Origin of the sequence: Microbacterium laevaniformans, assembly GCF_016907555.1 — a bacterium.
GTDB lineage: Bacteria > Actinomycetota > Actinomycetes > Actinomycetales > Microbacteriaceae > Microbacterium > Microbacterium laevaniformans.
Map to the genome: position 1 here is coordinate 645,945 of NZ_JAFBCE010000001.1, position 22,393 is coordinate 668,337.

General features: G+C 70.7%; 19 protein-coding genes, 1 tRNA gene, 1 pseudogene and 1 riboswitch. Of the genes and pseudogenes, 14 read left to right on the forward strand and 7 right to left on the reverse strand.

Translation table 11 applies throughout. The annotated features are described in order from the left end of the window. Positions 1-4 precede the first annotated feature (4 nt). The gene (locus tag JOE53_RS02905) at positions 5-496 is read left to right on the forward strand and encodes an SIP domain-containing protein (protein ID WP_204946746.1); all 492 of its coding nucleotides are present in this window, start codon (positions 5-7) and stop codon (positions 494-496) included. Here the strand turns inward: JOE53_RS02905 and JOE53_RS02910 are convergent. The 4 genes from JOE53_RS02910 to JOE53_RS02925 all read right to left on the reverse strand — a co-directional run bounded on the left by JOE53_RS02910 (position 483) and on the right by JOE53_RS02925 (position 4,703). Continuing rightward, complete coding sequence (locus JOE53_RS02910; RefSeq protein WP_061683343.1) at positions 483-956, reverse strand: hypothetical protein; 474 nt, start codon at positions 954-956, stop codon at positions 483-485. The genes JOE53_RS02905 and JOE53_RS02910 overlap by 14 nt on opposite strands. Continuing rightward, positions 953-1,765: an arginase family protein gene (locus JOE53_RS02915; protein WP_061683342.1), complete on the reverse strand. Its 813-nt coding sequence runs from the start codon at positions 1,763-1,765 to the stop codon at positions 953-955. The genes JOE53_RS02910 and JOE53_RS02915 overlap by 4 nt, the downstream gene beginning before the upstream one ends. Before the next feature lie 91 nt (positions 1,766-1,856). Continuing rightward, positions 1,857-2,594, reverse strand: coding sequence for a PspA/IM30 family protein (locus JOE53_RS02920; protein WP_204946747.1), 738 nt, complete (start codon positions 2,592-2,594; stop codon positions 1,857-1,859). A gap of 78 nt (positions 2,595-2,672) precedes the next feature. Then, the gene (locus JOE53_RS02925) at positions 2,673-4,703 is read right to left on the reverse strand and encodes a TPM domain-containing protein (RefSeq protein ID WP_204946748.1); all 2,031 of its coding nucleotides are present in this window, start codon (positions 4,701-4,703) and stop codon (positions 2,673-2,675) included. A gap of 173 nt (positions 4,704-4,876) precedes the next feature. Between JOE53_RS02925 and JOE53_RS02930 the strand changes: the two genes are divergently transcribed. The 4 genes and pseudogenes from JOE53_RS02930 (at position 4,877) to JOE53_RS02945 (ending at position 7,669) form a co-directional block, all read left to right on the forward strand. After that, entirely contained in the window at positions 4,877-5,725 is an 849-nt protein-coding gene (locus tag JOE53_RS02930) for a DUF3097 domain-containing protein (protein WP_036285852.1), read from the forward strand. A 48-nt stretch (positions 5,726-5,773) separates the two neighbouring features. Next, a complete protein-coding gene (gene trmB / locus JOE53_RS02935; protein ID WP_036285854.1) occupies positions 5,774-6,520 on the forward strand; it encodes a tRNA (guanosine(46)-N7)-methyltransferase TrmB in 747 nt (248 codons plus the stop codon). A gap of 47 nt (positions 6,521-6,567) precedes the next feature. Continuing rightward, positions 6,568-7,270 (forward strand): annotated as a pseudogene (locus tag JOE53_RS02940) (CPBP family intramembrane glutamic endopeptidase). 22 nt (positions 7,271-7,292) lie between these two features. Then, positions 7,293-7,359: riboswitch (guanidine-III (ykkC-III) riboswitch) on the forward strand. A 10-nt stretch (positions 7,360-7,369) separates the two neighbouring features. After that, positions 7,370-7,669 carry a DMT family transporter gene (locus JOE53_RS02945; protein WP_204946749.1) on the forward strand — a complete coding sequence of 100 codons (300 nt, stop codon included), beginning with the start codon at positions 7,370-7,372 and terminating at the stop codon, positions 7,667-7,669. A 24-nt stretch (positions 7,670-7,693) separates the two neighbouring features. Here JOE53_RS02945 and JOE53_RS02950 read toward each other — a convergent pair whose 3' ends face one another. After that, on the reverse strand, positions 7,694-9,805 hold the full coding sequence (locus JOE53_RS02950; protein WP_204946750.1) for a bifunctional lysylphosphatidylglycerol flippase/synthetase MprF: 2,112 nt from the start codon (positions 9,803-9,805) through the stop codon (positions 7,694-7,696). Positions 9,806-9,863: 58 nt separating this feature from the next. Beyond that, positions 9,864-10,025, reverse strand: coding sequence for a hypothetical protein (locus tag JOE53_RS02955; protein ID WP_005048413.1), 162 nt, complete (start codon positions 10,023-10,025; stop codon positions 9,864-9,866). A gap of 181 nt (positions 10,026-10,206) precedes the next feature. Between JOE53_RS02955 and JOE53_RS02960 the strand changes: the two genes are divergently transcribed. Continuing rightward, positions 10,207-11,406 carry an LCP family protein gene (locus tag JOE53_RS02960; protein WP_325168455.1) on the forward strand — a complete coding sequence of 400 codons (1,200 nt, stop codon included), beginning with the start codon at positions 10,207-10,209 and terminating at the stop codon, positions 11,404-11,406. A 115-nt stretch (positions 11,407-11,521) separates the two neighbouring features. Here the strand turns inward: JOE53_RS02960 and JOE53_RS02965 are convergent. After that, positions 11,522-11,594: transfer RNA gene (locus tag JOE53_RS02965), tRNA-Arg, on the reverse strand. Positions 11,595-11,751: 157 nt separating this feature from the next. Between JOE53_RS02965 and JOE53_RS02970 the strand changes: the two genes are divergently transcribed. The 8 genes from JOE53_RS02970 (at position 11,752) to rho (ending at position 22,393) form a co-directional block, all read left to right on the forward strand. Further along, positions 11,752-12,597 (forward strand): transglutaminase-like domain-containing protein, encoded by an 846-nt coding sequence (locus tag JOE53_RS02970; RefSeq protein ID WP_036285862.1) that lies wholly within the window; start codon positions 11,752-11,754, stop codon positions 12,595-12,597. A 97-nt stretch (positions 12,598-12,694) separates the two neighbouring features. After that, positions 12,695-14,362 (forward strand): arginine--tRNA ligase, encoded by a 1,668-nt coding sequence (locus JOE53_RS02975; RefSeq protein ID WP_204946751.1) that lies wholly within the window; start codon positions 12,695-12,697, stop codon positions 14,360-14,362. 1 nt (position 14,363) lies between these two features. Then, the gene (locus JOE53_RS02980; RefSeq protein WP_204946752.1) at positions 14,364-15,203 is read left to right on the forward strand and encodes an LmeA family phospholipid-binding protein; all 840 of its coding nucleotides are present in this window, start codon (positions 14,364-14,366) and stop codon (positions 15,201-15,203) included. 122 nt (positions 15,204-15,325) lie between these two features. After that, a complete protein-coding gene (gene lysA, locus JOE53_RS02985) occupies positions 15,326-16,774 on the forward strand; it encodes a diaminopimelate decarboxylase (protein ID WP_204946753.1) in 1,449 nt (482 codons plus the stop codon). Beyond that, a complete protein-coding gene (locus JOE53_RS02990) occupies positions 16,771-18,126 on the forward strand; it encodes a homoserine dehydrogenase (protein ID WP_204946754.1) in 1,356 nt (451 codons plus the stop codon). The genes lysA and JOE53_RS02990 overlap by 4 nt, the downstream gene beginning before the upstream one ends. A 35-nt stretch (positions 18,127-18,161) precedes the next feature. After that, positions 18,162-19,232, forward strand: a complete 1,071-nt coding sequence (gene thrC, locus JOE53_RS02995; protein WP_204946755.1) for a threonine synthase — start codon at positions 18,162-18,164, stop codon at positions 19,230-19,232. Then, positions 19,229-20,173 (forward strand): homoserine kinase, encoded by a 945-nt coding sequence (gene thrB, locus JOE53_RS03000; RefSeq protein ID WP_036285872.1) that lies wholly within the window; start codon positions 19,229-19,231, stop codon positions 20,171-20,173. Before thrC ends, thrB begins: the two co-directional genes overlap by 4 nt. Before the next feature lie 165 nt (positions 20,174-20,338). Next, positions 20,339-22,393 carry a transcription termination factor Rho gene (gene rho, locus JOE53_RS03005; RefSeq protein WP_036285874.1) on the forward strand — a complete coding sequence of 685 codons (2,055 nt, stop codon included), beginning with the start codon at positions 20,339-20,341 and terminating at the stop codon, positions 22,391-22,393.

Below are 22,393 nucleotides of genomic sequence, written 5' to 3' on the forward strand. Positions count from 1 at the left end.
GATCATGACCTCCTCCGCGCTGCGTGCTGTGCACGACGAGTCCGCCTGCAAGGCGTCTCGTCACGCGCGGGTGCAGCAGCTCATCACGGCGGACGAGCACGCGCTGGCCGAGCTCGAGGCGCTCATCGCGACGCTGCCGATCTGCTCGACCGGTCGTGTCTTCATCGAGGTTCCCGACGCCTCGTGGATCACGCCGATCGCGGTTCCGGCGCGGATGGTCGTCACCTGGCTCGACCGCTCACGTCGCAGCGGCCAGCCCGGAACCGGCCGCTCCTGTGCTCCCGGCCAGGCCGTCAGCCGGGCCGTGACGGCGTGGGCCGATGAGATGCTCTGCGCAGACGGCGATGAGCCGACGTGCCAGGACGGCACCCGCATCCACCTTCTCGGCGGATTCCTCGGCACCGCCGACATCTTCGACCACCTCACCGAGCGCCTCGGCATCTCGTCGGCGGCGGTGCACACACCGGCGCGTTTCGGGCTGGTCAGCTCTCGCTGACCGTGCCTGCCGATGCTCCGCGCGGCACATAGTTGCCCTCTTCGAGGCCGGCGAGAATCTCGAACCTGTTCGTCAGCGGGTTGCGTCCCGCCAGGGCGTACAGCAGCGGCATGAGAAAGCCGTAACGGCGCCACTGGCGCGCGTGCACCGCTTCATGCCGCAGCACGGCCTCGCTGATGCGGGGTGAGTCGGTCAGGAAGCAGCCGCCGACGCAGACACCTCCGCGGCCGAACGTCCACGACGGCATCCCCGTGAACACCCAGAGGCCCCCGCGACGCTCGATGCGACCCGTCGACCACAGCGACCCCCAGATCCAGCCGACGGCCGTTCCCCACCAGAAACCCACGAGGCTGACGGGGGAGTCGAGCAGGATGCTGGGGATCAGTGCATCCAGACGGCATCCGCGCTCCACCGCGCGGGCCGCACGCTGCTGCCAGCCGGGCGGCGGCGACGCGATCACGCGAGAGCTCCGACGACCCGCAGGATGGTCCCCAGATCGTCGACGGCGGCGGCGGGCGAAGCCGGCGCGAAGCCGGCGATGGACGCTCCCACCAGCGGAGCCGTGCGTCGCACGGCGGCGATGGCTGCGGTCAGCTCCCCGAGCGTCGCACCGAACGGCATCGGCTGGGTCACGCCGGTGAGCTCGGCGGGATCGAGCACGTCGAGGTCGACGTGGATGTAGACGGCGTCGGCGCCCGTCGCCGCCACGGCGGCGGCGACCGCGGCGCCGTCGCCGATCGCGTCGGCCGGGACCCCGCGGATGTCGCTGACGGCGAGGTACGCAGCCTCAGCGGGGTCGAGGTCACGGGCGCCGACCAGCACCACGCGATCGGCCGTCACGGCACCGCTTCCCGGCACCGGTCCGCTTTCGTACGCCGCCCGCAGCGCCATGCCGCCGAACGCGCCCGACGGTGACGTCGCGGGCGTGTGGAGGTCGCCGTGCGCGTCGAACCAGACCACCGCGAGGTTCCGGTGTCGGGCGGCGGCGTGGGCGATCGCGGGGACGGCGACACCGCAGTCTCCGCCCACGACCAGCGCCGGTTCACCTCCGGTCGCGAGTTCCGCGGTGAGAGCGTCGGCGACCCGGCTCAGCGCGCTGAAGCGGCGCACGCCGGTCTCCAGCGCCTCGCCGGCCTCGGCGGGCACCTCCACACGGGCAGTCGCCGCGCGGGGCAGGTCGCCGGCGATCGCCTCGGCGCCGTCCACGAGCAGCATCGCGCGCGCGGCGGGGGAGCCCTGCCACTGCGGAACCACCACGAAGCGGGTCATCTTGCCGTCCCTCCCTGCGCGCCACGCGCACCGCGACGTCCGCGTCCCGGCGTCCACCGTGTGGCGGACCCCGGGACGCCGACCGTCCTGTCTACTGCTCGAGCGCTGCCGTGCCGGTGCCGCCGCTCTTCAGGGCGGCCAGGCGCGCCTCGACCTCGGTGAGCTCGCCGACATCCTCGAGCTCGTTGAACTGGGCGTCCAGACTGGATGCCGCGAGCTCCGCCTTGCCGGCGGCGAGAGCCTCCTGGCGGCGCACCTTGTCTTCGAAGCGACCGAGCTCGCTCGTGGGATCGAGCACGTCGATCGACGTGACCGCGTCGTGCACCTTGTTCTGCGCCTCGGCCGTCTTCGCGCGCGCCAGCAGCTCGCTGCGCTTGGCCTTCAGCTGCTCGAGCTTCTGCTTCATGCCGTTGAGGCCGTCCTTGAGCTTGTCGACGACCTCCGTCTGAGACGCGATCGTGGGAGCCACGGCCTTGGCCTCGTTCTCCTCGCTGATCTGGCGCTGCAGGGCGATCTTGGCGAGGTTGTCGAACTTGTCGGCATCCGCCGTGTTGCCGCTCCCGCGCAGCTCGTCGGCCTTGCGGCTGGCGGCGAGGGCCTTGTTGCCCCATTCGGCGGCGGCGCGCACGTCTTCTTCATGGTCGCGCTCGAGCAGGCGCAGGTTGCCGATGGTCTCGGCGATCGCGGACTCGGCGTCGGCGATGGAGTTGGTGTAATCGCGCACCAGCTGGTCGAGCATCTTCTGCGGGTCTTCGGCGGCGTCGAGCATGGCGTTGACGTTCGCCTTCACGAGCGTCGAGATGCGACCGAAGATGGACTGCTTTGCCATCGTTTTTCCTTTCCTAACGGGAGAGTTCCCAGCGTGCGAGGGGATCGTGCGGTCGGAGGGGGCGAGCGGATGCCGAGCTCAGAAGCGACCTCCGCCGCGTCGCGAGCGGCTGCCGGCGCCGCCGAAACCACCGGGGGAGATGCTGCCGCCCCCGCCGTGGCCGCCGAAACCTCCACCGGAGCGCGAGCGGCCGCCCCCGCCGCCGTTCAGCAGCGAGTTGATGACGATGCCGCCCAGGATGGCTCCCATCATGTCGCCGCCCGTGCCCGTGCGCTGCGATCCGCCGGAGCCGCCGAACATGCCGCCCTGGAAGACGCCGACGTCGCTCTGCGCCGCCTGCATCGCCTGCGTCGCCAGCTCGTGCGCGCGCTGCGCGGCGGCAAGAGCCTGTGCGGGATCGTTCGGCTGCAGCTGGCGGGCCTGCACGAGCGATGCGCCGGCTTCGGCGAGGCGGGTGCGGGCCTCGGCGCCGACCGCACCTCGGCGCGAGGAGATGAAGTCCTCCGCCGCGGAGATCTCGCCCTGCGCCTGTGCGATGAGTCCGCCGAGCTGCGCCGACGCGCGCGCCGCGCGCTCCTGCTCGTCGCGGACGCCGGCCAGGACTGCGTCGATCTGTGCGTTGGCGCGGTCCAGGCCCTCGCGGGCGAAGAGGGGACGCTTGGCGGGGCCGGAGACCAGCGGCCGTGCCGCCTCCACCTGGGCGCGCGTGGCCGCGATCATGGGAGCCAGGCGGCCGTCCCGATCCGGCAGGGCCGTCGCCGCGGCGATGTCGGTCTCAAGGTCGGCGATGAGGGCCGCCGCATCCGTCTCCGCCTGTGCGAGGTCGGCGCGCGTGCGGGCGATGGCGTTCTGCAGCACCTCGGCCTGTGTCACGGCGTCCTCCGCGGCGCGGATGCTGACCGCCGCGGCCGCCGTGTTGCCGGCGGCGATCTGCGCGGCGGCGGTGTCCAGCAGCGTGTCGGCGAACGCGAGGCGCTGCGACGCCTGCTCGGGGTTGTCGGCGATCGCGGTCAGGGCCAGGGGGTCGTACGCGCTCGTCAGGCCGGTGAGCGTCGCGACGGCGGCGTCGTGCGCGCCGGCCACGTTCGCCTTCCTCTCGCGGAGGCGTGCGAGTGCATCGGGGGCGTTCTGCTCGAGCTTGCGCAGTTCTTCGAACGCCGCAGCCTTCTCGTCGAGCTGCGCGTTGGCCGCGTCGCACAGCTCGATGATGCGCATGTTCCAGGCGCGCGTGTCGTCGTCGCTGTCGGGAGTCTCATCGTCGAGCTTCTGCTTGAGGGAGAAGGCCTCGTCGAGCTGAGCCTTCGCACTGGCCAGCGCCGTTTCGAACTCGCGGGAGGCCTCGTCGCCGAACTGCGCCCGGGCGAACCCGAGCTCCTGCTCGCTCGTCTTGACGGCGTCGTCCGTCTGGACGAGGGCCGAGGACGCGCGGCGCGCGAGATCTTCGAGGCTCACCGGCGGAGGCGAGGGTGATCCCGGGAACGAGCTCGCGGGCGATCGACGCCTGCGCGAGCGGATCACGATCCAGATGATGAGCCCGGCCAGGGCGATCACCACGATGACGAGCAGGATCGGCGTGATGATCCCGGCGGCGTCGACCCCGGCGCCGCCGGTTCCTCCCGCGATGGCGTCGGCCAGGCCGTCGGCAGCGGAGGTGGCGGCGCCGACCCAGTTACCCGCTGACAGTGCCGGCTGCACCCGTTCGCGTTCGATCGTGGTGAGCTCATCACCGGTCACGGGGCCGGCGGAGGAGCCCGACAGGTAGTACTGACGGCCGTCGGTCGAAATCGCCAGGAGGTACTGGTGCGGTCCCAGACCGTTGTTCTGCGCCGTCTGGTTCGCCCAGTCCTCGGGCGCCGACGGATCGGTGAACTGGGGGACGTACGCGACCCAGAGATCGACGCCCGACTTTGCGGTGAGGGCGCGCAAGCGCGTATCGACCTCGGAGATCTGCGCACCGGAGAGCACACCGGACTGATCCACGACGCGCGACGAGCTGAGAGCGACGGGACCCGTGGCGGTCGCCGCGGTCGCGCCGCCCAGGACGATCGCCGTGGCGCTGCCCAGGACGATCGCCGCCGCCGTCAGCGCCAGCCACAGACGCGCACGCATGCGTGTTCCTCCCCTGCGCGAGGTGCGGGAACCTCGCTCCTCACGCCGATCCTATGTCGCGAACGGCATGACCCGATAGGCGAGCTGCGGGCATGCCGTGGGTCTTGCCCTCCCCGGCCTGTCCCCGCGCCCGCGGCGGCGGGGGCGGGTATGGTGTCGCGTTCGGAGGAACCATGAACAAGGACGGATTCGGCCCCGATCGCTATGGCGCAGACGTTCTGGCCGCGGGATGGCGGGACGCGGGGCGCCGCGCGGTGCCGCGCGTGGCGGCCGCGCCGGACCTCGTCGTGGAGATCGCCGGCGACGGCTTCTGCGGCGCCGTCACCGGCATCCAGTCGGGTCATGTCGAGCTGGAGGACCGCCGCGGTCGCCGTCGACTGTTCCCCCTCGGCGGCGGCTTCCTGATCGATGGACAGGCGGTCGTCCTGGAGGCGCCGAAGGCCGCGGCATCCGGACCCCGCCGCACCGCTTCCGGCTCGTTCGCCGCCGACACGACTCGCGCCCGCGTGGCCCGCGCCTCGCGGATCCTCGTCGAAGGCCGCCACGACGCCGAGCTCGTCGAGAAGGTGTGGGGCGACGATCTTCGCGTCGAGGGCGTCGTCGTCGAGTACCTGCAGGGCGTCGACCTGCTCGAAGAGGTGCTGCGCGAGGAGCCGCCCGGACCGGGACGACGCTACGGAGTGCTCGTCGATCACCTCGTGCCCGGCTCGAAGGAGTCGCGCATCGCCGACGCCGTCGCCCGGGGGCCGCACGGCCCTCACGTGCGGATCGTCGGCCACCCCCACATCGATGTGTGGCAGTGCGTGACCCCGCGTGCGCTCGGCATCGCGGCGTGGCCGGACGTGCCCCGCGGCATCGAGTGGAAGGTGGGCGTGAGCCGGGCTCTCGGGTGGCCCGCCCGCGACCAGGCCGACATCGCCCGCACGTGGCAGCGCATCCTCGCAGCGGTGCACAGCTACCGCGACCTCGACCCGGCGCTGCTGGGACGCGTCGAAGAGCTCATCGACTTCGTCACCGCCTGAACCCGTCGTCACCTCTATAACCGTAGTGCTCGCCGGTACCCTGGTCGGATGCCGCACGAGACAGATGCTCCCCGTTTCCGCGACAGGCCCGTCTCGTTCGTGCGCCGCAGCGGCCGGATGAGCGACGCGCAGGAGCGCGCCTGGGCGGAGCTGGCCTCGCGGTACGCCATCGACGTGCAGCGCGATGCCGCGGCGACCAGCGTGCTTCCGGGGACCTCGATCGTGCCCGCCGAGGTGTTCGGCCGCGCCGCGCCCCTGACCGTGGAGGTCGGATCGGGCCAGGGTCATGCGATCGTCAGCGCTGCGGCCGCCGCGCCCGACCGCGACTTTCTCGCGGTGGAGGTGTTCCGCGCGGGGCTGGCCCGCACGATGCTCGACGCCGACCGCGCCGGCATCCGCAACCTCCGCCTCGTCGAGGCGAACGCCCCCGAGGTCCTCGAGCACCTGCTGCCGGAGGCCAGCGTGGACGAGTTGTGGATCTTCTTCCCCGACCCCTGGCACAAGGCCAAGCACAACAAGCGTCGACTGATCGCGCCGCCGTTTCCGCCGCTGGCGGCACGGGCGCTGCGCGACGGCGGACGCCTGCGGCTCGCGACCGACTGGGAGGACTACGCGCGGCAGATGCGTGAGGTCCTGGCCGATGCCGAGGAGTTCGTCCCGGCGTTCGACGGTGAATGGGCCGAGCGGTTCGACGGGCGCGTGATGACGGCGTTCGAGCGCAAGGGCATCGCGAAGGGTCGCGAGATCCGCGACCTCGTCTACCGCCGCCTGCCGCGCGCGACGTCCGACGCGTGAACGCGCCGTCGACCGTGACAGAGGGCGCCGGCGCACGGCGGCTCGGGATGGGCGTCCTTCCCGCCGGGGCGGTGTGCCTGGCCGCCCCGGCGTTCTTCGTCTTCCGCCAGCCGCTGCTCGGCATCGCCCTTCTGGTCGTCGGGGTCGCGGTCGCGATCGCCCTCGAGCGGGGCCGGGTCGCGGCATCCACGCCGTCGCTCGCGCGGGATCTGTCGCTCATCGCGATGGGGATGCTGGTGGTGAGCTCGATCTCGCTGGAGGCGAAGCTCGACACCGTCTCGATGCTGCGGTTCACTCTGGCGCTGGGCGGCGCGGTCGCGCTGCCGTATGCCGTGTCGCGATGGGTCTACCGCGATCGCGCGATCCGCTTCCCCTGGCGCGGCGGGGGACAGCCCCGACCTCATCGCCCGGCTCTTCGTCGGCGTCGGCGCCGTGGGCATCTGGGACGAGCTCTTCTTCATCTGCACGGTGTTCGCACTGCTGCGTCGCCATCTCCCGGATGCCGCGGCCAATCTGCTGCAGGCGGTCGTGTTCGTCTCCTTCCTCTGGGAGCTCGGTTACCGCGCCTGGGGGCCGGTGCTCACCATCCCGTTCGCTCTCCTGCAAGCGGTCATCTTCCTCAAGACCCGTTCGCTGGGCTACGTCGTGACGGTGCATCTGCTCATCGACGCCGTCGTCTTCGCGGTCCTCGTGCACGCACCCAGTCCGGGGCTGTGGGACGCGGTCTTCCTCGTCGCGCCCGGCTCGTGATCAGGAAGAACAGCTCGTCTGCACGAAGACCCCGACAGGGTCTCCGGACGAGGGATCCCAGTACCCGGTGAGCGACAAGACTGGCCGGACGGTCACGTCATGTCCTGGGTCATCCTCATCGTCTCCGGCGTTCTCGAAGCGGTCTGGGCGACCGCGCTCGGCACGTCCGAAGGTTTCAGCCGACGTGTTCCGACGATCGTGTTCGCCGTCTCGCTGACCGCCAGCATGGGCGGTCTGGCGTGGGCCATGCGCGACATCTCCACCGGCACCGCGTACGCCGTGTGGGTCGGTATCGGGGCCTCGCTCACCGTCGCCTACGCCATGATCACCGGCGACGAGCAGTTCTCGCTCGTGCGGCTGCTGCTCATCCTCGGCCTCAAGCTCGTCGGTCACGACTGAGCGCGCCGCGGCGTCCGTCGACGCTCAGCGCTCGCCGCGCAGCAACTCCAGCCCCGCGCTCGCGAACTGCCGTGTCGTCGCGGAGGGCAGGAACGCGCGCGTGAGTCCCGCCCCGATCCGCGGCAGGTCGGCCTCGTCGCGGAACAGCAGCGACATGGTCTCGTAGCGCGGGTGGAACTTGTGCTTGAAGCGGTGCAGCGACTGGAATCCGTACAACGGTTCGAGCGCGTCGGACAGTCGTGTGCTCAGCGCCGCCAGCCCCTGGGCCTCGGGCGGGTACTCGTGGGTGAGCGGCGCGCCCGACAGCGACATGAACTCGGCGCCCTCGTCCCGGAAGGCTAGGGCTGAGCTGCCGATCAGATACTCCATCACCGGCCCGAACCCGTGCTCGCGGCGGCGCATCAGGTCAAGCGTCCAGCCGCGCACGACGCCTTCGCCGTACACCGGCATCCACGACAGGAAGCCGTGCACATCGCCGCGCGCGTCGAGGGCGAGCGCGATGCGCACCTCGGGATCGTCCGCTTCGGCGAGCGTTCCCAACGTGAAGCGCATCTCGGGCAGCTGCTTCTCGCCGACCCACTGGTTCGAGATCGCCTGCAGCTGCGTGCGCACGCCCCACGACTCGTCGCGCAGGTGCGTCAAGCGGAAGGTCATCTCCTCGCGGCTGGCCCGGTTGAGGGTGGTGCGCACCGAGTTCCACCGCTTGCCGGTGTAGGCCAGACCCGGCAGGTCGACGATCGCGTCGTCCGCGACGACGAGCGCGCGCCACGAGTCCGGCACGGCCGCCTGCGTGGCGGCTCCCGCGCTGAAGAAGCACGGGATGAGGGCCGCCTCCTCGGATGCCGCGATGAACTCGGCCACAGAGGCGGAACGTCCCTCTTCGGGCCCCAGCGGGTCGGCGAGGGCGATCGCCGCCCCGGCGCGGATCTGATACGCGACGACGCCGGTGCTCGTGCGCAGGTAGCTGTTGCCCTCCCACGTCGTCATCCACGACAGCGTGCCGCCGCCGTGCGTGCGGATGAGGTCGGCGACCTCGGCGGTGCTCGGCTGCGCGCCTGGCGCCCCGAGCGCGCTGCGTCGGGCGCCGGAGAACGCGGCGCGCACCACGATCAGATAGACGAGCAGCACGAGCGCGATCAGGCCGCTGCCGATCTCGATCGCCGTCTCGCCGTCGACGGGGACGCCGAGGTCGAGCCGCACGTCCAGCGTGACGATGACCGCGAGCAGCGCCGCGGCCAGGATGTTCAGCGCCAGCAGCACGAGAGCGCAGATCCACGCCCAGCGCCGCGCGCGCCGGAGGCCCTGTGCGATCACGAGCACCACGACGACGTCGATGGCCGTCGTCGTCCAGTCGCTGGAGAGCGGGTCGGTGGTCCCGAACGGGCCGTAGGTAGGGATGAGCGTCAGGATCACTTCGATGCCGACGAAGGCGAGCATGCCGATGAAGGCGATCAGGCGCTGCTCGCGGATGGTGGCGCGACGCGGTCGCAGGGTCCGATCGAACGCGAGCACGACGAGCACGGCGATGAGGTGGGAGAGGTCCGCCACGGTTCCCAGCACGAGGACGCCGACGATGACGACCGCGATGAGCACGAGCCATGCTCGCAGCCGCCACGGCGAGGCGAGCAGACCGATCACGGCGGCGATGCATGCGAAGGTGCCGCCGCTGGCACCGACATCGAGCGTGGTGGCGGTGTCTTGCACCCACTCCCAGCCGGAGAAGACGCTGAGCGCGGCCAACAGCAGCGATGTCGCCAGGACGGCGACGATCTGGCCGACCCAGAAGTACGCGAGGGCCACCCGGGTGCCGCGGGCGTACTCGAGCACACCCATCCCGACGAATCCGATCAGGGTCGGCAGGAACAGCCAGGGCTCAGCGACGAAGAACGTGCCGGTGATCGGCGTCCACCATCGACCGGCTTCGAGCGCGGGCAGACCGTACGCCCACGTGTCCATGCCTGCGCTTTCGTCGAAGGGCGACCACAGGCCCTGCGAAAGGAGGCCGACGATGAACACGGCGGCCACGGTGAGCAGCGTGGCCGGCAGATGGCGCATGAGACGCACGAGAGCGTGGGCCCGCGTCGTCGCGAGCTGATCTGCGCCTGCGGGGGAGGCGGCAGGCGCTGTCTCCGTCATGCCTTCACCGTACCGGCAGCGACGGTCACCGCGTCGTCTCCGGGCGGTCGCCGAACGCTCAGAAGCGAGCCAGCAGAGCGGGACCGAAGACGAGGAGGGCTGCGACGGCAACGACGAGCAGGCCGATGGCGATGACGCCGATCGCCACCATGCTTCCGAGCACCGAGAGGATGGCGGCGCGGACGGAGGACGAGGAACGGGTGAGGCTCGAGGTGGTCATGTCTCGACGCTATGAACCGCAGGGCGGGCTCCACATCGTGCCACGGGTGCATCGGCATCCCCCGGGAGGATGATCCTCCCAGGCCTCTCACACCGGGGCGATAGGTTGCCTCTGACACGATCTGTCGGTGTCTCGAACGTCTCGTCCCGTCTCACGCCGCGTGCAGATCCGGCGCCGCCGGGTGACCGTGGGAGTTCTCGCCGTGTTCGTCGCAGCCGTCATCGCGGTGGTGGCCGTTGTGGCCTCCGACCTCAACGGCATCCACCGCTCCGACATCGCGATGCCGTCGGCCAGCCCCGGGGTCGCGCAGAACACGGGTGAGGTCAACATCCTGGTGATGGGACTGGACAGTCGCGTCGATCAGGACGGCAAGCCCTTCCCGCAGGAGATCTACGACGCGATCCACGCGGAGGATGAGAGCGTCGGCGGCTACAACACGAACGTGCTGATGTTCATCCACATCCCGGCCAACGGCGGCAAGGCGGTCGGCATTTCGATCCCGAGGGATGACTACGTCGACTACGCGAACGCACCCGACGGGGTCACGAAGGGCAACATCAAAGAGGACTACGGCCGCACGTTCCAGGCCACGTACGACGAGCTGACCGGCAACGGCACCGACGATGCGACGGCGTATCAGCGAGCCCGCGACGCCGCGCGGCAGGCGCAGATCCAGACCGTCTCGTCGTTTCTCGGCGGCGTGCGCATCGACCACTTCGTCGAAGTGACGATGGCAGCGTTCTATCGCGTCGCACAGGCGGTGCAGCCGATCACGGTGTGCCTCAACCAGGCGACGGCCGACACGTTCTCGGGCGCGAACTTCGCCGCGGGGATGCAGCAGATCGATGCCGCGCAGGCGATGGCGTTCGTGCGGCAGCGTCGCGACACGCAGTACGAGAACGTCGATCTCACCGACCTCGACCGCACGCGCCGGCAGCAGGCGTTCATGATCTCGCTCGCGGTCACGCTCAAGAGTGCGCAGACGTTCACGGACTTCGGGGCGATGCGCTCGCTCATCGACACGGCGAAGCAGTACGTGGCGATCGATCAGGGCTTCGACCTGCTGAGCCTCGCGAGCACCGCGCAGCGCCTCGCCGGCGGTGACATCACCTTCCAGACGCTGCCGGTCGAGCGGTTCGGCACGATCGACGGCGAGAGCGTCAACATCGTCGACCAGGACAAGATCGCCGGCATCGTGCGCGACCTGCTCAACCCGCCGTCGGCGACCGCCGCGCCGACCGACGCCGCGAGCGACGCGCCGAGCTCTCCCTCAGGCGAGACCGACGGGTCCTCACCGTCGCCGTCGGTGTCCCCGACCCCGCAGAGCTACACCAACTCGCAACAGCCGATGGTCTCGGGTGCGGTGCCCTGCGTGAACTGACCCTCGACGGGTCCCTGGCTGCGCGCCCTGTCGATGGCGTCGGGTGTCGCGTACCCGTGGGGGCCGCCGAGTAGCTCACGTCGGCGATGGTGGCGCACAGTGTGAGCGCGTGGAGTGCCCCCGACAGGAATCGAACCTGCGACCTTTGGTACCGGAAACCAACGCTCTATCCCCTGAGCTACGGAGGCGTACCGATCGAGAGTATCACCGACGACGGCTCCGCCACGCCGCCGGTGGCCCGGATCTGCGGCGATCGACGGTCGGCGGGGGTGCGTTGCGGCATCCCTCTGGAGGGTCGAAACGTCGGTGTACGCGGAGGCCATCGCGGCGTGCGAGGATACTGCGGTGCAACGCCTCGTGACCGCCGAACTGGACCTCGATCTCGGGGCTTCCGTCGACCTCATCTTCCAGATCGCCGCGGCCCAACCGGCGCCCGTTCTGCGGGAGGAACTGACGTTCACGCAAGGCGATCGCGTCTACACGCCCACCGAGATCATCGACCAGTCCGGCAGCCGCCTGCACCGACTGCTCGGCGAGGCCGGCCGCCTCGAGGTGCGCTACGAAGCCCTCATCGACGGGCAGGTCACGCAGCGCGCCACAAGCGACCTCGAAGCCATCACCTACCTGCGTCCGAGCCGCTACTGCCAGTCTGACGAGGTGTTCTCGCAGGCGCGCCGCCAGTTCCGCGGCCTGCAGGGGCTCGAGCTGATCACTACGGTCAGCGAGTTCGTCGCCTCCAGCACGACGTACACGCCGGGACTGAGCCAGGGCACCGACTCGGCCGTCACCACACTCATGACCGGCCAGGGCGTCTGCCGTGACTACGCCCACGTCGTCATCGCGCTGCTGCGCGCCATGGACATGCCCGCCCGTTACGCCGCGTGCTTTGCTCCCGGCCTTCGCCCGATGGACTTCCACGCCGTCGCCGAGGCCTACCTCGACGGCAGCTGGTACGTCATCGACGCCACCCGGCTCGCCAACCGCCGCTCGCTCGTGCGCATTGCGACCGGTCGCGACGCCGCCGACTGTGCCTTCCTCAGCTACCACGGCGGCTATGTGGGCCTGCAGCGCATGCGCGTCGACGCGTGCGTCCTTCCCGACGATGCGGCCGACGTGGGGGCGCAGGATGCCGCCGCGGCGGCATCCGACCCCGCTCTGGACGACTTCGCCGAACTCATCCAGCTCGCCTGACCGCGACCGGTGGCTGCTCGGCGGCGCGCACCCCAGCGTGGATGCCGAGGTGCGCACGCAGGTGGGGGAGAGTGGGCGCCCGTAGACTTGACGGGCTATGAATCCCGATGCCCTCGCCGCCGCCCTCCTCGCCGCCATCGCCCCGCTCGCCGAGGCGCGACGTCCCGGCTCGAGCGCCGGTCTGACCGCGGCCGATTTCCCCCTGGAGCGCCCGCGCAACCGTGACCACGGCGACTGGGCGTCCAACGCCGCCCTGAAGCTCGGCAAGGTCGTCGGGGTCAACCCGCGCGAGTTCGCGCAGGAGATCGCCGACGCGCTCGCCGCGACCGACGGCGTCGCCAGCGTCGAGGTCGCCGGGCCGGGGTTCATCAACATCCGCCTCGAGGCGGGCGCGGCCGGCGCCCTCGCCAAGACCATCGTCGAGGCAGGCGCGGCCTACGGCACCAACGACACCCAGCGCGGACAGAGCATCAACCTCGAGTTCGTCAGCGCCAACCCCACCGGGCCCATGCACATCGGGCACACCCGGTGGGCAGCGCTCGGCGACGCGATCGCCCGCGTGCTGCTGGCCAGCGGCGCGACGCTCGTGCGCGAGTTCTACATCAACGACGCAGGCGCGCAGATGGACCGCTTCGGACGTTCCGTCCTCGCCGCGATCAAGGGCGAACCGACGCCCGAGGACGGCTACCCGGGCTCCTACATCGGCGATCTCGCCAGCCGCGTGCTCGCCGAGCTGCCCGGCATCCTCGATCTCTCCGACGATGAGCAGCTGGTGCAGGCACGTGACCGCGCCTACGCCCTGCAGCTCGCCGATCTGCAGGCGTCGCTGGAGAAGTTCAACGTGCACTTCGACGTCTTCTTCAGCGAGCGCACGCTCCACGCGCACGGCCCGAACGGCGAGCCCAGCCTCGTCGACGAGGCCGTCGACCGTCTGCGCGCGCAGGGCCACGTGTTCGAGCAGGACGACGCCATCTGGGTGCGCACGACCGACTTCGGCGACGACAAGGATCGTGTCATCCGCCGCTCCAACGGCGAGTACACCTACTTCGCCGCCGACGCCGCGTACTACCTCAACAAGAGCGACCGCGGCTTCGCGCACAAGATCTATCTGCTCGGCGCCGACCACCACGGCTACGTCCACCGTCTCAAGGCGCTCGCCGGTGCTGCCGGCGACGACCCCGAGAAGGACATCGAGGTGCTCATCGGTCAGCTCGTGTCGGTCAACGGTGCCCGCCTGTCCAAGCGCGCCGGCAACATCATCGAGCTGGACGACCTGCGCGACTGGCTCGGCACCGACGCGCTGCGCTACTCGCTGGCGCGCTACCCCGCCGACTCGCCGCTGACGCTCGATCCCGAGATCCTCACGAAGCGCACGAACGACAACCCCGTGTTCTACGTGCAGTACGCGCACGCCCGCACGCACAACGTCGCCCGCAACGGCGCCGACTCCGGTGTCGATCGCAGCGTCTTCGCCCCCGAGTTGCTCGAGCACGAGACCGAGTCGGCGCTGCTCGGGGCACTGCAGGAGTTCCCGCGCATCGTGGCCTACGCCGCCGAGGTGCGCGAGCCGCACCGCGTCGCGCGCTACCTCGAAGAGCTCGCGAGCCTGTACCACCGGTGGTACGACAACTGCCGCGTGACCCCGCTCGGCGACGAGCCCGTCACCGACCTGCACCGCACGCGCCTCTGGCTCAACGACGCCACCGGCCAGGTGCTCCGCAACGGCTTGGACCTGCTCGGAGTGAGCGCACCGGAGCGGATGTGACGTGAACGACCAGCACCCCACGCAGCCGCTTGCCGACCCCTCTGCGCGGTGGGTGCTGTCGACGGATGCCGCGGCATCCGCCCCTCGGCGGCGAGGCCGCCGCTGGCCCTGGCTGATCGCCGTGATTGCCGTCGCAGTGCTCGCGGCGGGCGCGTGGTTCGCGGGGGAGCACATCGCCCGCGGCATCGTGGAGCGGACGATTCGCGACCAGGTCGCCTCCCGCCTGGACATCCCCGCCGACCGGCACGTCGACGTCGATGTGCGCGGCGCGGTGATCCCGCAGCTGATCGGCGGTCGTCTCGACGACGTCACGGTCTCGGCCGCCGACGTGAGCCTGGGCGCGCTGACCGGCGATGTCGAAGTGCATGCGGCGGGTGTGCCCATCCGCGGTGACGCCCCGCTGCAGAGCGCGAGCGCGACGGTGCGGCTCGACCAGGATCAGGTGCGGGCGCTGCTGGGTACCGTCGACGGATTTCCCGCGGATGCCGTCACCGTCGAGGCTCCCGACATCGTGATGTCGACGGAGCTGAAGGCGTTCTCCCTCTCGGTGCCCGTCGGCGTGAGCCTCACGCCGTCGGCATCCGGCGGCGATCTCGTTCTCACCCCTCGCACCCTCCGTGTCTCGGGAGCCGAGGTGTCCGCCGATGTGCTGATCGACCAGTTCGGAGCGCTGGCGCGCACCGTGGTGCGCGACTGGAACGTGTGCGTGAGGCAATACCTGCCGGCCGGGCTCACGCTCACCGCCGTGCGCGTGGACGGCGCGCAGGTGGTCGCCGACATCGCCATCGATCCGCGGATCACCGTCGATGCGGCGCTGCAGCAGAAGGGCACCTGCAGCTGAGGGAGCCTCTCCCACCGACGCATCACATGCGCGGGCCGGAATGCGCAGGTGCCCTAGACTTCTAGGACTGCCGGGCGTGACGTCACCGACGGCAGCCCGACCCCACACGATTGGTTCCGCACGTGTCCGCCGCCTCCGACCGCCCGCTCGTGCCCGCGTGGCTTGCCGAACCGGCCGACGCGAACGCGCTCGCCCCGCTGGTGTGGCCGTCCTCGGCCGCGCGTGATGCCGACGGCCAGCTCGAGATCGCGGGCGTCGGCGTTCGGGACCTGCGCGCGCGGTTCGGCACTCCTTTGTACGTCCTCGACGAGGACGGTGTCCGCACGCGCGCACGAGAGGTGCGCGAAGCGTTCACCGTGGCGGCCGCGCGCCGCGGCGTGCAGGCACGCATCTATTACGCCGGCAAGGCGTTCCTCTCGACCGAGGTCGTGCGCTGGGTGACCGAGGAAGGCCTCGCCGTCGACGTCGCCACCGGCGGCGAGCTCGCTGTCGCCCTCGCCGCCGGCGCCGACCCGTCCCGCCTCGGCCTGCACGGCAACAACAAGTCGGTCGCCGAGCTCGAGCGCGCCGTCGAGATCGGCATCGGCTCGATCGTGATCGACTCACGTATCGAGCTCGAGCGTCTCGCCGCGATCGTCGAGCGGCGCCGCGCGGACGATGCGGCCCCGCAGGCGGTGCTCGTCCGCGTCAACAGTGGCGTGCACGCCGAGACACACGATTTCCTGGCGACCGCCCATGAAGACCAGAAGTTCGGCTTCGCCCTGTCCGACGCCCCCGCGGTCGTCGCCCGCATCCGCGAGCTTCCGGGCCTGCGGTTCGTCGGGCTGCACTGCCATATCGGCTCGCAGATCTTCGGTACCCGCGGATTCGAAGAGTCCGCGGCGCGCGTGGTCGACCTCCACGCCGAGCTGCTCGCGGGCGGCGACATCCCGCTCCTCAACCTCGGTGGCGGCTTCGGCATCGCCTACACATCGGTCGACGAGCCCACGCCGATCGCCGATCTCGCCGAGGGCATCGTCGAGGCCGTCGCGCGGGAGTGCGACGTGCGCGGCATCCCCCTGCCGAATCTCGCGTTCGAGCCGGGCCGCACGATCGTCGGACGCGCCGGCGTCACGCTCTACGAAGTCGGCACGGTCAAGCCCGTCCACGCCAGCGACGACCTCACCCGCCTCTACGTGAGTGTCGACGGCGGCATGAGCGACAACGCCCGGCCCGCGCTGTACGGCGCACAGTACTCGGCGCGCCTCGCCTCACGCGCCTCGGATGTCGCGCCCGCCCTCTCCCGTGTGGTGGGCCGTCACTGCGAGTCCGGGGACATCGTCGTCGACGCCGAGTACCTGCCCGGCGACATCACTCCCGGCGATCTCCTCGCCGTGCCCGCGACCGGCGCCTACTGCTTCTCGCTATCGAGCAACTACAACTACGTGCCCCGTCCGCCGGTCGTCGCCGTGCGGGGCGGCACCGCCCGCGTGATCGTCCGCGGCGAGAGCATCGATGACCTGCTGGCGCGCGATCTGGGGGTCGCGACCCCCGCATCCGCCGAGACGTCCCCGGCCGAGGAGAAGGAATGACCGACTACCGTCGACTGCGCGTGGCCCTGCTCGGAGCCGGAGCCGTCGGATCCCAGGTGGCGGACCTCCTGCGCACGCACGCCGACGAGCTCTCCGACCGTGCCGGCGCGGCTCTCGAGCTCGTGGGGATCGCCGTACGCAACCCGGACGCTCCGCGCGACGCCGATCTGCCGCGCGAGCTGTTCACCACCGATTCGGAACAGCTGATCGTCGGCGCCGACATCGTCATCGAGCTCATGGGCGGCATCGAGCCCGCGCGCACCGACATTCTGCTCGCGCTGTCGTCGGGCGCCGATGTCGTCACCGCGAACAAGGCGCTGCTGGCCACACACGGCCCCGAGATCTTCGACGCTGCCGACCAGGTGGGCGCCTCCGTCTATTACGAGGCCGCCGCCGCCGGCGCCATCCCGATCATCCGCCCGCTGCGCGATTCGCTGGCCGGCGACCGCGTGCAGCGCATCATGGGCATCGTCAACGGCACGACGAACTACATCCTCGACCGCATGGACACCGAGGGCAGCGAGTTCGCAGACGTCCTCGCCGACGCGCAGCGGCTGGGCTACGCCGAAGCCGATCCCACGGCCGATGTCGAAGGCTTCGACGCGGCTCAGAAGGCCGCCATCCTCGCGTCGCTCGCGTTCCACACGGCCGTTCCCTTGGAAGCGGTGCACCGCGAGGGCATCACCGCCATCGACCGTCAGACGATGGAAGCGGCCCGCCACGCCGGGTACGTCATCAAGCTGCTCGCGGTGTGCGAGCGGATCACGGATGCCGAGGCGAACTCGCCCACCGGCGAAGCCATCTCGGTGCGGGTGTACCCCGCGCTGATTCCGCGCGAGCATCCGCTGGCGAGCGTCCACGGCGCCAACAATGCGGTGTTCGTGCAGGCCGAGGCCGCCGGAAACCTCATGTTCTACGGCGCGGGTGCCGGCGGCGTGCAGACCGCGTCGGCGGTGCTCGGCGATGTCGTCTCGGCCGCCCGCCGCCACATCGCCGGCGGTGTGGGCGTCGGTGAGTCCACGCGTGCGAACCTTCCGGTCGTGCCGATCGGCCGCGTGACGACGCGCTACCAGATCACCCTCGAGGTCTCCGACGAGCCGGGCGTCCTCGCCACCGTCGCCGGCATCCTCAGTGAGGGTCGGGTCTCGATCGCGACGATCGAGCAGACCATCGAACCGGCTGCGGAGGCGAAGAGCCTGCTCCCCGCCGCACAGGGCGTCGCGGGCATCGCGCGCCTCGTCATCGGCACCCACACGGCCCGCGAGCAGGATCTCAGCGACACCGTCGACCGTCTCGCCGCCAGCGGCGTGGTCGACCGGGTCGTGTCGGTCCTGCGCGTCGAAGGAAACTGAACTCGCGGTCGCGGCACCGCAAGAAGGAGATGGAGATGGCACACGTCTGGCAGGGAGTCCTGCGCGAGTACGCCGATCGGCTCGGTGTCACCGAGGCGTCCACGGTCGTGACGCTCGGCGAGGGAGGCACGCCGCTGATTCCGGCCGCCGCGCTGTCGCAGCAGACCGGCGCGAACGTCTTCATCAAGTTCGAGGGCATGAACCCGACGGGCTCGTTCAAGGACCGCGGCATGACCGTCGCGCTCTCGCGCGCCGTCGAGCACGGTGCGAAGGCCGTCATCTGTGCCTCGACCGGCAACACCTCGGCATCCGCTGCCGCCTACGCGGCCCACGCGGGCATCACTGCGGCTGTGCTGGTGCCGGAGGGCAAGATCGCGATGGGCAAGCTCAGTCAGGCGGTCGTGCACGGCGGTCGGCTGATCCAGGTGCGCGGCAACTTCGACGACTGCCTCGAGATCGCTCGCGAGCTCGCCGACAACTACCCCGTCCACCTCGTCAACTCGGTCAACCCCGACCGCATCGAGGGGCAGAAGACGGCCGCCTACGAGGTCGTCTCGCAGCTCGGCGACGCGCCCGACTTCCACCTGATCCCGGTCGGAAATGCCGGCAACTACACGGCGTACTCGCGCGGGTACCGCGAAGAGGCGGCGCGTGGCGTGGCGACCAAGGTGCCGCGGATGTTCGGCTTCCAGGCCGAAGGCTCGGCGCCTCTCGTGCGCGGCGAGGTCGTCCGCAACCCCGAGACGATCGCCTCGGCCATCCGCATCGGCAACCCCGCGTCGTGGGAGCTCGCGCTCGAAGCCCGCGATGCGACGCAGGGCTGGTTCGGCGCGATCGACGACGCGCGCATCCTCGCGGCGCAGAAGCTGCTGGCCAGCACGGCCGGCGTCTTCGTGGAGCCGGCGTCGGCCATCGGCGTCGCGGGTCTGCTCGACCGTGCCGCCGCGAGCATCATCCCCGCGGGCGCCACGGTCGTCATCACGGTCACCGGACACGGTCTGAAGGACCCCCAGTGGGCCCTGCGCAACGCCGATGGCACCGAGGTCGAGCCCACGGTGGTCGATGCGACCACCAGTGAGGTCGCGTCCGTCCTCGACCTGGCATGACCACCCTCGCTTCCGTGGAACGCTCCGTCGCGGTCCGTGTACCCGCCACGAGTGCCAACCTCGGTCCCGGGTTCGATACTCTGGGCCTCGCTCTGAGCTCGTATGACGAACTCACCGTCACCGCTCTGCCGGAGCGTGGACTGGAGATTCTTGTGTCGGGCGAGGGGGCGGCCGATGTCCCGACCGATGCTTCGCACCTCGTCGTGCGCTCGATGGCCTACGCCTTCGAGGCCGTCGGGCGCGAGATGCCCGGCATCCGTCTGGAGGCGCACAACACGATTCCGCACGGGCGGGGCATGGGATCGTCGGGTGCCGCCGTCGTCGCGGGTCTGCTCGCGGCGAAGGGCCTGCTCGCCGGCGAGGTCGAGATCGGCCCCGATGCGCTGCTGCGCCTCGCGACCGAGCTCGAAGGACATCCCGACAACGTCGCTCCCGCGCTGTTCGGCGGACTGACGATCGCGTGGATGGACGAGAACGGTCCGCAACACAAGAAGCTCCTCGTGCACCGCGGCGTCTCGCCGCTGGTGTTCGTTCCCGACTTCACGATGTCGACGGCCGTCGCCCGGGGGCTCGCACCTCTTCAGGTGCCTCGTGAGGATGCCGTGTTCAACGTCTCGCGCTCTGCGCTGCTGATCGCGGCGCTCACGCAGAGCCCGGAGCTGCTGATGGCCGCCACCGAGGACAAGCTCCACCAGTCGTACCGCGCGCAGGCGATGCCGGCGACCGATCAGCTCGTCCGCGCGCTGCGGGCACGCGGCTTCGCCGCCGTCGTCTCCGGCGCAGGGCCCAGCGTGCTCGTGCTCGCGGACGGCCCGGGTCAGCGTCTGGAGGCGGCGGAGGTCGCGGCATCCGTGACGGACACCCCGTGGGAGCCGCGCTTGCTCGCCGTCGACGTCAAGGGTGGTACAGTGAGGAACCATACGGAGGGTGCCACGGCGTGACCGTGAATCTGGCCTCCGTCGCAATTCTGCGAACCACCGCATAACCCTCACGTTGCACCATCGCGCGTCTGAGCTAGACGTGCATGCGCGCACGAGAGCGGTAGCGCCTGTCGTGGACGGCGCGATGCGGACGGTATCCGTCCACATGCCTACGAAGGAGAACTCGTGGAGTCCCTCTCCGAGATCCAGACCGAGAACACCGAGAACGTCGAGAGCGCGCAGTCCGCCGGCGCCGAGGAGAACACCGCCGAGGCGACCCCGGTCGCCGAGAGCACCGAGACCGCTGAGGTCGAGGCTCCCGCCGAGGAGTCCGCCGCCGCTATCGCCGAGGCCGTTCAGACCGAGGCCCCCGACGTGGAGGTGGCCTCGGATGTCGAGGCTCCCGCCGCCGCCGAGGTCGAGCCCGCCCCCGTGGAGGCCGAACCCGCTGCGGCGGAGGCCGAACCCGCTGCGGCGGAGGCCGAGCCCGCTGCGGCGGAGGAGGCGCCCGTCGTCGCGGAGGAGAAGCCCGCGAAGGCTCCCCGCAAGCGTGCGCCGCGCCGCGCGAAGAGCGCCGACGTCGCGCCCGCTGAGGATGCCGCCACGGACGCGGTGACCGAGACCGCTGCCGCCGCGCAGGACCCGGCAGAGTCCGCCGCTTCGACGCCGACGGCGGCCGATGAGACCCCCGCGGCCGAGGCTGCGGCCGAGACTCCTGCCGCCGACGCCGCCGAGACCGCCGCCGCCGGCGACGCGTCGGGTGCCGAGACTACGGACAGCGCCGCGGCAGACGCGGCAGGCGCCGCCGAGGGCGAGACCCCCAGCCGCAGCCGCTCGCGCAGCCGCAGCCGCAGCCGCAACCGCGGTCAGCGCGGCGAGAACGGCCAGAACGCTCAGGGTGCGCAGAACGCCCAGAACAACGCTCCGACCGCTCCGGCCGCCGAAGAGAGCGCAGACGGCGACGACGAGCAGTCCCAGGGCCGCGGTCGCCAGCGCAACAAGCGTCGGGGCCCGGCGCAGAACGGCGACGAGTTCGAGACCGAGATCGGCGAGGACGACGTCCTCATCCCGATCGCCGGCATCCTCGACGTCCTCGACAACTACGCCTTCGTGCGCACCACCGGCTACCTGCCGGGGGCGAGCGACGTCTACGTGTCGCTCGGCCAGGTCAAGAAGTACAACCTGCGCAAGGGCGACGCCGTCGTCGGCGCCATCAAGCAGCCGCGCGAGGGCGAGCAGTCCAGCCGCCAGAAGTACAACGCGCTGGTCAAGGTCGACGCCATCAACGGGCTGTCGGTCGACGACGCCGCCGAGCGTGTCGAGTTCGGTAAGCTCACCCCGCTCTACCCGCAGGAGCGCCTGCGCCTGGAGACGGCGCCGGAGAAGCTCACGCAGCGCATCATCGACCTCGTCGCGCCCATCGGAAAGGGCCAGCGCGGCCTCATCGTCGCGCCCCCCAAGGCCGGCAAGACGATCGTGCTGCAGCAGATCGCCAACGCGATCGCGACGAACAACCCCGAGGTCCACCTCATGGTCGTGCTCGTCGACGAGCGTCCCGAAGAGGTCACCGACATGCAGCGGACCGTCAAGGGTGAGGTCATCGCCTCCACCTTCGACCGTCCCGCCGAAGACCACACCACGGTCGCGGAGCTGGCCATCGAGCGCGCGAAGCGCCTCGTCGAGCTCGGCCGCGATGTCGTCGTGCTCCTCGACTCGATCACGCGCCTGGGCCGCGCGTACAACGTCTCTGCACCCACGAGCGGCCGCGTGCTCAGCGGCGGCGTCGACGCGTCGGCGCTGTACCCGCCCAAGCGCTTCTTCGGGGCAGCCCGCAACATCGAGAACGGCGGCTCGCTGACCATTCTCGCCACGGCGCTCGTGGAGACCGGCTCGAAGATGGACGAGGTCATCTTCGAGGAGTTCAAGGGCACCGGCAACAGCGAGCTGCGCCTGTCGCGCCAGCTGGCCGACAAGCGGATCTTCCCGGCCGTCGACGTCAACGCGTCCTCGACCCGCCGCGAGGAGATGCTGCTGAACCCCGATGAGGTGAAGATCACCTGGAAGCTGCGTCGCGCCCTCGCCGGCCTCGACCCGCAGCAAGCCCTCGAGGTGGTGCTCGGCAAGCTCAAGGAGACGAGCTCCAACGTCGAGTTCCTCTACCAGATGCAGAACGTGCAGATGAAGTCGGTGTCCACGGCCGGCGGCGGCCACAGCCACGGGCACGAGAACAGCATCCGCTGA